Origin of the sequence: Micromonospora sp. CV4, assembly GCF_003667455.1 — a bacterium.
Lineage (GTDB): Bacteria > Actinomycetota > Actinomycetes > Mycobacteriales > Micromonosporaceae > Micromonospora.
On record NZ_RCVI01000382.1, the window covers coordinates 1 to 9,136 of the forward strand.

12 protein-coding genes are annotated in these 9,136 nt (G+C 71.6%); 7 read left to right on the forward strand and 5 right to left on the reverse strand.

Translation table 11 applies throughout. The features are described 5' to 3' along the window. Nucleotides 1-400, forward strand: a 400-nt coding sequence (locus tag EAD98_RS26700; protein ID WP_121656727.1) for an ACT domain-containing protein, incomplete at its 5' end; no start/stop codon positions are given. Nucleotides 401-448: 48 nt separating this feature from the next. Here EAD98_RS26700 and EAD98_RS26705 read toward each other — a convergent pair. The 3 genes from EAD98_RS26705 to EAD98_RS26715 form a co-directional block, all read right to left on the reverse strand. After that, nucleotides 449-1,171 (reverse strand): AIM24 family protein, encoded by a 723-nt coding sequence (locus EAD98_RS26705; RefSeq protein WP_121656728.1) that lies wholly within the window; start codon nt 1,169-1,171, stop codon nt 449-451. A gap of 115 nt (nt 1,172-1,286) precedes the next feature. Next, complete coding sequence (locus EAD98_RS26710; protein ID WP_199723567.1) at nt 1,287-1,634, reverse strand: metallopeptidase family protein; 348 nt, start codon at nt 1,632-1,634, stop codon at nt 1,287-1,289. Nucleotides 1,635-1,784: 150 nt separating this feature from the next. Further along, on the reverse strand, nt 1,785-2,216 hold the full coding sequence (locus EAD98_RS26715; protein WP_121656729.1) for an OsmC family protein: 432 nt from the start codon (nt 2,214-2,216) through the stop codon (nt 1,785-1,787). Between the two features lie 131 nt (nt 2,217-2,347). Here EAD98_RS26715 and EAD98_RS26720 point away from each other — a divergent pair, with 131 nt between their 5' ends. From EAD98_RS26720 to EAD98_RS26730, 3 genes are all read left to right on the forward strand, one after another. After that, entirely contained in the window at nt 2,348-3,091 is a 744-nt protein-coding gene (locus EAD98_RS26720) for a hypothetical protein (protein ID WP_121656730.1), read from the forward strand. Between the two features lie 211 nt (nt 3,092-3,302). Beyond that, the gene (locus EAD98_RS26725; RefSeq protein ID WP_121656731.1) at nt 3,303-4,124 is read left to right on the forward strand and encodes an HAD-IIB family hydrolase; all 822 of its coding nucleotides are present in this window, start codon (nt 3,303-3,305) and stop codon (nt 4,122-4,124) included. Then, the gene (locus EAD98_RS26730; RefSeq protein WP_121656732.1) at nt 4,124-4,936 is read left to right on the forward strand and encodes an HAD family hydrolase; all 813 of its coding nucleotides are present in this window, start codon (nt 4,124-4,126) and stop codon (nt 4,934-4,936) included. The genes EAD98_RS26725 and EAD98_RS26730 overlap by 1 nt, the downstream gene beginning before the upstream one ends. 16 nt (nt 4,937-4,952) lie before the next feature. On the opposite strand, the gene EAD98_RS26735 is transcribed toward EAD98_RS26730, so the two are convergent. Continuing rightward, nucleotides 4,953-5,555, reverse strand: a complete 603-nt coding sequence (locus tag EAD98_RS26735; RefSeq protein ID WP_121656733.1) for a bacterial proteasome activator family protein — start codon at nt 5,553-5,555, stop codon at nt 4,953-4,955. 84 nt (nt 5,556-5,639) lie between these two features. Between EAD98_RS26735 and EAD98_RS26740 the strand changes: the two genes are divergently transcribed. After that, nucleotides 5,640-6,437, forward strand: a complete 798-nt coding sequence (locus EAD98_RS26740; RefSeq protein WP_121656734.1) for a S9 family peptidase — start codon at nt 5,640-5,642, stop codon at nt 6,435-6,437. A gap of 80 nt (nt 6,438-6,517) precedes the next feature. Continuing rightward, complete coding sequence (locus tag EAD98_RS26745; RefSeq protein ID WP_121656735.1) at nt 6,518-7,705, forward strand: ABC transporter substrate-binding protein; 1,188 nt, start codon at nt 6,518-6,520, stop codon at nt 7,703-7,705. Nucleotides 7,706-7,781: 76 nt separating this feature from the next. On the opposite strand, the gene ddaH is transcribed toward EAD98_RS26745, so the two are convergent. Further along, nucleotides 7,782-8,615 (reverse strand): dimethylargininase, encoded by an 834-nt coding sequence (gene ddaH / locus EAD98_RS26750; RefSeq protein WP_368666174.1) that lies wholly within the window; start codon nt 8,613-8,615, stop codon nt 7,782-7,784. Nucleotides 8,616-8,674: 59 nt separating this feature from the next. On the opposite strand from ddaH, the gene EAD98_RS26755 reads away from it, so the two are divergent. Beyond that, nucleotides 8,675-9,133, forward strand: a complete 459-nt coding sequence (locus EAD98_RS26755) for an Lrp/AsnC family transcriptional regulator (protein WP_074315467.1) — start codon at nt 8,675-8,677, stop codon at nt 9,131-9,133. The last annotated feature ends 3 nt before the right edge of the window (nt 9,134-9,136 follow it).

Genomic DNA, 9,136 nt, shown 5'->3' on the forward strand with positions numbered 1-9,136 from the left:
CCGTATCCCGGCCAGCGCGCCGACCGGCGACGACCTCACCTCGCTCGCGGTCTACATCGCCCACGACCGGGTCGGCGCGCTGTTGTCGGTGCTGATGGAGCTCGCCGTCCGGGGGGTCAACCTGACCCGGATCGAGTCCCGCCCGACGGGCGAGGCGCTGGGCCGGTACGTCTTCTTCCTGGACTGCACGGGGCACGTCGCCGACGTGCGGCTGGGCGAGGCGTTGCAGGGCCTGCGCCGGGTCTGCGCCGACGTCCGTTTCCTGGGCTCGTACCCCCGGCACCGCTGGGCCGAGTCGGCGGGTGAGCGGCCGGTGCCGGCGCCGGCCGGCCTCTCCGACGTCGACTACGCCGACGCGGCGGCCTGGCTGGCCCGGCTGCGCAGCGGCGAGCTGAGCTGACCGGGGTGCCGGCGCGTCCCGGGATCAGGGGCGCCGGCACCGGCGTGATCAGCTCAGGAGACCGCCGAGCAGGCCACCCTCCTGCTGCTGCTGGCCGCTACCCATGATCGGCGGCTCCTCGGAGGGCTGGACCACCACGAAGCCCTGGCCGGCGAAGCTCATCGTGAAGGACTCGCCGGTGCGTCGCCCGAGGAGCGTGCCGAGGCCGAGCTGCTCGGCCCGGTGGTAGCCGGTCTGGAGGTTGGCCGACCAGCAGACCGCGGCCTGCGGGTCGACGTACGTCGGGGCGTCCACGTTCAGCACCACCGGGGTGCCTCGGGTGGTGATGGCGATCCGGCCGTGCCCGCTGAACACGCAGTTGAACAGGCCGGACGAGGAGGCCATCCCGGCGCCGCCGACCATCCGGATGTCGTACTGGAGGGTGGAGTCGAAGGCGAGCACGCTGGAGCCGTTGATGGAGAGGGCGTCGCCGGGCTCCAGGTCGATGATGTGCACGTCCTTGGCCAGTTCGGCGAGGAAGACGTCACCGCGGCCGGAGACCTTCATCAGCGGGACACCCTCGCCGGTGAGCTTCTGCTTGAGGAACTTGCCGAGCCCGCCCGAGCCCAGCGCCTGGAACTGCACCTGCCCCTGGTAGGCGACCATCGACCCGACCCGGGCCATCGCCTCGCCGTTGAGCTCGATCTTCAACATCTTGGAGTTTTGCAGCCGCATGCCGGGCTGTGCGGACTCCTTCTCCAGATTCTCCGTGGAGAACAGCTCGCTGCGCATGAAAGGTGCCTCCTGAAAAGGTCGCGGTCGCTGCACCGACGGTAGGCGACCAGGGCAACCGCGGGCGATCGGCCGAGCGGCGCGGCGGGTCGGTCCGGCGGGCGACCGGCCGGGGTCAGCCCCAGCCCAGCGCGTGCAGCCGCGCGTCGTCGATGCCGAAGTGGTGGGCGATCTCGTGCACCACGGTCACCGCCACCTCGTCGACGACGTCCTCGTCGTTGTCACAGATCCGCAGGATCGGGCGGCGGTAGATGAAGATCCGGTCCGGCAGCACGCCCGAGTAGTCCCAGCCCCGGTCGGTGAGCGCGTGCCCCTCGTAGAGGCCCAGCAGGTCGGGTTCGTCCGGCGGCGGGTCGTCCTCGACCAGGATCACCACGTTGCTCATCAGGCCGAGCAGTTCCTCGGGCACCTCGTCGAGGGCGTCGCCGACCAGCTCCTCGAAGCGTTCGCGAGTCATCTCCACCGGCACCCCACCCATTCTGCCCGACCCCGTGCGGAGCGACGGGTCACGATGAGCGGCCCGGGCCGGGGTCCGCGCGTTCACGGAGAGAGCGGCCGCCCGCGAGCGGGCGGAGACCCTGTCCGTGAACGTGCGGCGTGCGGATCGGCCGGCTCAGGAGGCCAGGCGGGCGGTGAGGGTGATCTCGGCGCCCGGCGAGAGCAGTCGGGAGATCGGGCAGTTGGCCTTGGCGGCCTCGGCGAGCTTCTGGAACTCCGCGTCGTCGATGCCCGGCACCTGGCCGACGGTCTCCAGGTCGATCCGGGTCACGGTCATCCCGGCGTCGGTCTTGTCCAGGTGGACCTTGGCGGTGGTCTCGACCGAGGTGGGCGTCGAGCCGGCGTCGGCGAGAGCCTTCGAGAACGCCATCGAGAAGCAGCCGGAGTGTGCGGCGGCGATCAGCTCCTCGGGGTTGGTGCCCTCGCCCTCCTCGAAGCGCGACTTGAAGGAGTAGGTGCCCGACAGGCCGCCCTTACCGGTGCGGACGGTGCCCGAACCCTCGGTGAGATTGCCCTGCCATTGTGCGGAAGCGGTACGGATAGGCATGACCAGAACGCTAGCGGAAAGGCGACCGCCGAGCGACCGACCGGCACCGAAGCCGGCCCTGCGATCCCGGTCACCACCCGCCGACTGTGCCATGATTCGACGCAGGCCCGTGACCGGCGGAAGGATGGCCGATGTCCGAGGAGCTGCCAATCCCCCGGCAGGGTGACCGGTCCGACGGCCCGGCCGTGATCGAGTGGGGTGGCGACGATCCGATCCCGCCGCGCCGGTTCGGTCGATCCCTGGCCGGCTTCACCCGGGACCCCCGGCTGCCTCTGCTGCTCGCCGGGCTCGGCGCGGTGGCCGGGGTCGCCTCGCTGGTCGGCGAGTGGCTGGTGATGACCCTGCCGAACAGCGGCCCCGCCGGGACCAGCGCGATCGACGTGCCCGCCGGGGTCTCTGACATCGGCGGCTTCGGGGTCGGCTACCTGGTCGGCCTGCTCGGCCTGGTCTGCGCCGTGGCACTGGCGCTGCGGGGCACGGCCGCCGTCCGGCAGAACGCCCGGCTGGTTGGGCTCACCCTCGCCGGAGCCCTGCTGGCGCTGCTGATCGCCGCGACGGCGACGCTCAACGACAGCGGCCAACGGACCTACTTCTACTCACCGCAGGACGGTTTCCGGGTCGAGTACGGTCGCGGCCTCGTGATGGCGTTCGTCGCCTGCGTGCTCCTCGGCGCGGCTCTGCGCCTGGCTTCGACCGCCTCCTCGGGTCCGCGCACGGAGCTGGCGGCGGACGACCGCCCCGACGACGGGGCGCCGGGTCGAGGCTGGCGCCGCCGCCGCGATCACGATCCTGCCGACGAGGACGGCCTGCCCGCGCCGGCCGACCTGACCGTCGCCCCGGCCGTCCCGTTCGCCCGCCCGGACCCCCCGGCCTGAGCCGCGCCGGGGGCGCGGTCGGGCGCTCTGCTCGTACCGTCTGACCTGCGATTCCCGGACACCGACGGTGCGCCGCGCGTTGGCGTCCGATTCGCCTGGAAGCCATGGTTGCGACCTGTTCCGCGAGGTACGGTTGCTGCCCGCCGTCACGCCGGGTCTCGGCACCAGTACCGCACGGCAGGCTGCGACGGCGGCGGGCGAAGGAGGAACGATGACCCGCCCGGGACTGCCCAAGCTGATCGCGACCGACCTTGACGGCACGCTGGTTCGCAGCGACGACACCGTCTCCGCGTACACCCACGGGGTGCTCGACCGGGTGCGGGCCGCCGGCATTCCGGTGGTCGGCGCGACCGGACGCGGGCCCCGGTTGACCGAACTGACCCGCAACGACATCCGGGCCGCCGACTTCCTGGTGATGGCCGGCGGCGGGTGGGTGGTCGACCAGAGCGACCCGACCGGCCCCGTGGTCCTCCGCGACGAGCGACTGGCCGGCGAGGTGCTGGCCCGACTGCTCGCCGACCTGGAGGCCGAGGTCGGCCCGCTGACCGTCATGGTCGAGGCCTCCGACGAGCACGACGCCCCGCTCTGGGGCGACTACCACGCGAGCTGGCCCTACCAGGACAGGTTCGAGGCGCGGACCCGCGCGGAGTGCCTCTCCTGCGACGTGATCAAGGCCTTCGCCCGGACCGCCGACCACCACGTGGACGAACTGCTGGCCGTGGCCCGCCGGATCATCCCGCCGCAGGTCGCCACACTCACCCAGGCCGGGCTCGGGTTCATCGAGATCTGCCCGCCCGGGGTGGACAAGGCGACGGGGCTGACCGTGGTCGCGCAGACCCTCGGGGTCGACCCCGCCGACGTGCTGGTCTTCGGTGACATGCCCAACGACCTGCCGATGTTCGAGTGGGCCGGCTGGGCCCGGGTGGCGGTGGCCAACGCGCACCCCGCCGTCCGTGCCGCCGCCGACGAGGTGACCCTGCGCAACGACGACGACGGGGTGGCGATGTATCTGGACCGGCTACTGTCCCGGTGATGCGAGAAACACCCCGACTGATCGCCACCGACATCGACGGCACGCTGATCCGCGACGACCACACGGTCAGCGCCCGCACCGCCGGCGTGCTGGCCCGGATCGTCGCCCAGGGCACGCCGGTCGTGCTGGTCACCGGCCGCCCGGTCCGCTGGCTCAAGATGGTGTACGAGCAGTTGGCCGAGCCGCTGCCGGCGGTCTGCGCCAACGGCGCCGTGGTCTACGACCCGGTACGCGACGAGGTGCTGCGCGCCGACCCGCTCGCCCCACAGCACCTGGCCGAGGTGGCCGAGCGGCTGCGTGCCGAGGTGCCCGACATCGCCTTCGCCGTGGAGATCCTGGACAGCCGGGAGATGCGCCACGAGGAGACGTACCCGCTGCGGTGGGACGCCGACCACGAGGCGATTCGCCCGGTACGGACGCCGGAGGAGCTGCTGTCCGTTCCGGCGGTGAAGCTGCTGGTGCGGGCCGGCGAGCGGGACCCGGACGTCTTCGCCGACCTGGTCGCGGCGGCGGTGGCCGGGCTGGCCGAGGCGACGCACTCGTCGAACTCGGGGCTGGTGGAGATCTCCGCGGCGGGAGTGACCAAGGCGGCCGGGCTCGACTGGTACTGCGACCGGCTCGGCGTGGCGGCGGCGGACGTGCTGGCCTTCGGCGACATGCCCAACGACGTGCCGATGCTGACCTGGGCCGGTCGGGGCGTGGCGGTCGCCAACGCACACCGCGCCGTCCTGGCGGTCGCCGACGAGGTGACCGCGGCGAACTCCGAGGACGGCGTGGCGGCGTACCTGGAGAAGATCTTCGGGGTGGACTGACCGGGCCGGGGCCGGGTCAGAGGTACTGGCCGGTGTTGTGCCCCTCGCCACCGGTCGGCTGGCCGATGCCCGGCATCCCGGGCACGATCCCCCCGGGACCGCTGGGCAGCGCCTGCCGGCCGGAACGCATCTGCTCCAGCTGGACCCGGGCGGCCATCTGCTGGGCGACCAGGGCCGCCTGGATGCCGTGGAACAGGCCCTCCAGCCAGCCGACGAGCTGAGCGTGCGCGATGCGCAGCTCGCTCTCGCTGGGGGCCTTGTCCTCCGTGAAGGGCAGGGAGATCCGCTCCAACTCGTCGCGCAGCTCGGGGGCGAGGCCGTCCTTGAGTTCGACGATGGACCGCTGGTGGATCTCGCGCATCCGGTTGCGGCTGGCGTCGTCCAGAGGGGCGGCCTTGACCTCCTCCAGCAACTGCTTGATCATGCTGCCGATCCGCATCACCTTGGCCGGCTGCTCGACCAGGCGGGTGGGGTCCTCGCTCTGCCCCTCCTCGGTCTGGACCGTGCCGATCGGCCGGCCGTCCGGGCCGACCACCACCACGGTGCCGGGGTGGCCGGAATCGTCGCGGTCGGGCTCGTCGTTCTGTGCGGCGGAGTGCGCTTCGGTCATGGGGTCCATCTTTACCCAGTGGGCGCAACCCATGCCGCTCGGGACCGACTCCCGGGCCCGAACCACCCGGGCGGGGCGCGCTACCGTCGCGCCATGTCTGCCGACCCGCGCGCTGTGCTGACCCGGCCCGCTCCGGAGCCCGACCGGACGGTGGCATACGGCGAGCACCCCGACCAGGTGGCCGACCTCCGGCAGCCGGCCGGTGCCGGCCCCGCACGCCCGCTGGTGGTCGTGGTGCACGGTGGCTTCTGGCGGGCCGAGTACGACCGGCGGCACACCGGGCCGCTGGCCGCCGCGCTCGCCGCGGCCGGCCACCCGGTCGCGCAGCTGGAGTACCGGCGTACCGGGCAGCCGGGCGGCGGCTGGCCGGGGACCATGACCGACGTGCTGACCGGAGTCGCCGAGCTGCCCCGGCTGGCCGCCGAGGCGCTGCCCGGCCGGGTCACCGAGGCCGCCCCGATCCTGATCGGTCACTCCGCCGGTGGCCACCTGGCGTTGTACGCGGCGGCCACCGCGCCCGCGACGGTGGGTGGTGTGCTCGCCCTGGCCCCGGTGGCCGACCTGGCCGAGGCGTACCGGCAGGATCTGGACTCGGGCGCGGTGGCGGCGCTGCTCGGCGGCGGCCCGGCGCAGTTCCCGGACCGCTACGCGGCGGCCGATCCACGATCATTGGTGCCGACCCAGACACGCACAGTAGTGATGCATGGCTCGGCCGACCAGCAGGTACCGGTGTCGATGAGCCGGGACTTCGTCGCGGCGGCGCGTGCCGCAGGATCCGATATTTCCCTTGTTGAGCTGCCCGGATGCGAGCATTTCGGGCTGATCGACCCGGAGTCCCCCACCTGGCCCCGGGTCCTCGTTATGTTGCGGTCCTTGCACGATGATCACTAACCATTGACGCAGCGTCGCGGAGCAGGTAGAACGCCGGAGGGGCGGTGTTCTGCCCTGCAACGCTCCTGGGAAGGAACTCGGTGTCGCAGATGAATCGCAGGCGGGCGCTCCAACTGTTGGCCGCGCTCGGTACGACCGGATTCGCCGCCGCGTGCGGCTCCGACACCGACGATCAGGCGACCGCCGACCGGGGGCCAATCAAGATCGGCCTGATCACGCCGCAGGCCGGCGGCTTCAAGAGCATCGGTGACGACATCACCAACGGTTTCCAGCTCTTCCTCGACCTGCACAACCAGCGGTTGGGCGGGCACCCGGTGGAGCTGCTGACCGCCGACGAGGGTGACACCGCCAAGACCGGCAAGGCAGCCGTCGAAGACCTGCTCAAGAAGGGTGTGCTGGCGCTCACCGGGGTGGTCAACTCGTCGGTGATGGTCGGCATCCGGGACACCGTGGAGCAGGCCCGGGTCCCGCTGATCGGCTCCAACGCCTCACCGAGCAGCCTGCAGAGCGTCTTCTACATCTGGCGGACGTCCTACGTGCTGGACGAGGCCGGCCGAGCGCTGGGCCGCTACCTGCGCGACCAGCTGCCGTCGAACGGTCGCATCGCCATGATCATGCCGGAGAACGTCGGCAGCCCGGACGTGGTGCGGGGCTTCCGGCAGGAGTTCGGCGCCAGTGACCCGCGGATCGCCGACCCGGTGACCAACACCAACCCCACCTCGAACCCCGGCAAGAACACGTACGTCGCGGACATCCGCAAGGCGCTGAACAAGAAGCCGACCGCGGTCGTCTGCTTCTACGCCGGCGCGGCGGCGGTGGAGTTCATCAAGCAGCTGCGTGACCAGTTCTCCGGGCCGGTGTACGCACCCGGCTTCCTCACCGAGGGCACCGTGCTGGAGAGCATGGACCGGGACGCGCTCGGCATCCAGACCGCGCTGAACTACTCGGCCGACCTGAACAACACGTCCAACCGGGTCTTCGCCTCGGCGTACCGCAAGAAGTACCAGGTCACGCCCACCACCTACGCCATGGCGTCGTACGACGCGGCGCAGGTGCTCGACCAGGCGATCCAGCTGACCGGCGGGTCCCCCAACCCCCAGCAGGTCAACCTGGCGCTGGGCAAGATCGGCCAGATCGACAGCCCGCGCGGCATCTGGCAGTTCAACCAGCCGCGTACGCCGCAGCAGAAGTGGTACCTGCGCGAGGTGCAGCGCGACGGTCAGGTCATGTCGAACGTGCTGATCAACGAGCTGGCCACGCTGGGCTGAGCGCCAGCAGGAGCGAACGTCAGGGCCGGTCTCCCGAGAGGGAGGCCGGCCCTGGTCGTACGCGGCGGTGTTCCGGTCAGTGCCGCAACTCCCCGATGCAGCACTTCGCGCTGCCACCGCCCTTCTTCAGCTCGGCCAGCTCGACCGGGACCGGGTTGTAACCGGCGGCCTTGAGCTTGCCGGCCAGCCGGGTGGCCTCGCTGTTGAGCACCACGTTCGCGCCGTCGCTGACCAGGTTGAGCCCGAAGGCCATCGCGTCCTCGTCGTCGGCGATCACCGCGTCCGGGAAGAGCTGGGTGAGCACCCGCTGGCTGGCGGCGGAGAACGCGCCGGGGAAGTACACGACGTTCGAGTCGTCGATGGCGGCGAGCGCCACGTCCAGGTGGTAGAAGCGCGGGTCGATCAGGCGCAGCGACACCACCGGCCGGCCCAGCGCCTCCTGCGCCTCGGCGTGCGCCGGGATCTCGGTGCGGAAGCCGTGCCCCGCCAGGATGAGCCCGCCGTGCGCCTCCGGCACGTACGCGAAGTCACCCTCGCCCTCGTTGGTCTCGCTCGGGGCGATGAACCGCCAGCCCTGCGACTCGTAGAAGGCATGGTGCAGGGCGGCCTCGGCGGCCCGCTGCTCGTGCTTGAACCGCGCGCCGTAGACGCTGCCGTCCACCACGAAGCCGCCGTTCGCGGCGTACACCATGTCGGGCAGGCCACGCTCGGGGGTCAACAGGTGCACCTGGTGGCCGAGGCCGACCAACGTCTCGCGCAGCCGGTCCCACTGTTTGACGGCCAGTTCCCGGTCGACCGGGGTGGTCACGTCCATCCACGGATTGATCGCGTACTCCACCGCGAAGTGCTCGGGCGAGCACATGAGATATGTCCGCTTTCGCGAGACTCGCTGCTGGTTCACGGTCACCAAGAGTAGGTACCGTTGAACTTTGGTAACAGCCACAACCATTGCTTCCCAGAGGCGGAACGTTGCAGATAGACGCGGTAGACCAGCGGATCATTGCGTTGCTCGTCGCCGACGCCCGCGCGTCGTACGCCGACATCGGCACCCGGGTGTCACTCTCCGCCCCGGCGGTCAAGCGTCGGGTCGACCGACTGCGCGCCACCGGCGTGATCAGGGGATTCACCGCGGTGGTTGATCCAGCGGCCGTCGGCTGGACCACCGAGGCGTTCGTCGAGCTGTTCTGCGCCGGCCGGACCACCCCGGCGCAGATCGGCGTGGCGGCCCGCCGGCACCCGGAGGTGGTCGGCGCGTACACCGTCTCCGGCGAGGCGGACGCGCTGGTGCATCTGCGCGCCGCCGACATCGCCCACCTGGAGGCGGCGCTGGAGCGGCTACGCGCCGAGTCCTTCGTGACCTCCACCCGCAGCACCATCGTGCTCTCCCGGCTGGTCGAGTCCCCCGGCGTCGGCCCCTCCACCCGCTGAGAC

Bases quoted from the DNA above. Each gene is read 5' to 3' on its own strand.
- EAD98_RS26705 (WP_121656728.1), bottom strand. From the start codon at position 1,171: ATGCGCAGCGAGCTGTTCTCCACGGAGAATCTGGAGAAGGAGTCCGCA.
- EAD98_RS26725 (WP_121656731.1), top strand. From the start codon at position 3,303: ATGACCCGCCCGGGACTGCCCAAGCTGATCGCGACCGACCTTGACGGC.
- EAD98_RS26730 (WP_121656732.1), top strand. From the start codon at position 4,124: ATGCGAGAAACACCCCGACTGATCGCCACCGACATCGACGGCACGCTG.
- EAD98_RS26735 (WP_121656733.1), bottom strand. From the start codon at position 5,555: ATGGACCCCATGACCGAAGCGCACTCCGCCGCACAGAACGACGAGCCC.
- EAD98_RS26740 (WP_121656734.1), top strand. From the start codon at position 5,640: ATGTCTGCCGACCCGCGCGCTGTGCTGACCCGGCCCGCTCCGGAGCCC.
- EAD98_RS26720 (WP_121656730.1), top strand. From the start codon at position 2,348: ATGTCCGAGGAGCTGCCAATCCCCCGGCAGGGTGACCGGTCCGACGGC.
- EAD98_RS26715 (WP_121656729.1), bottom strand. From the start codon at position 2,216: ATGCCTATCCGTACCGCTTCCGCACAATGGCAGGGCAATCTCACCGAG.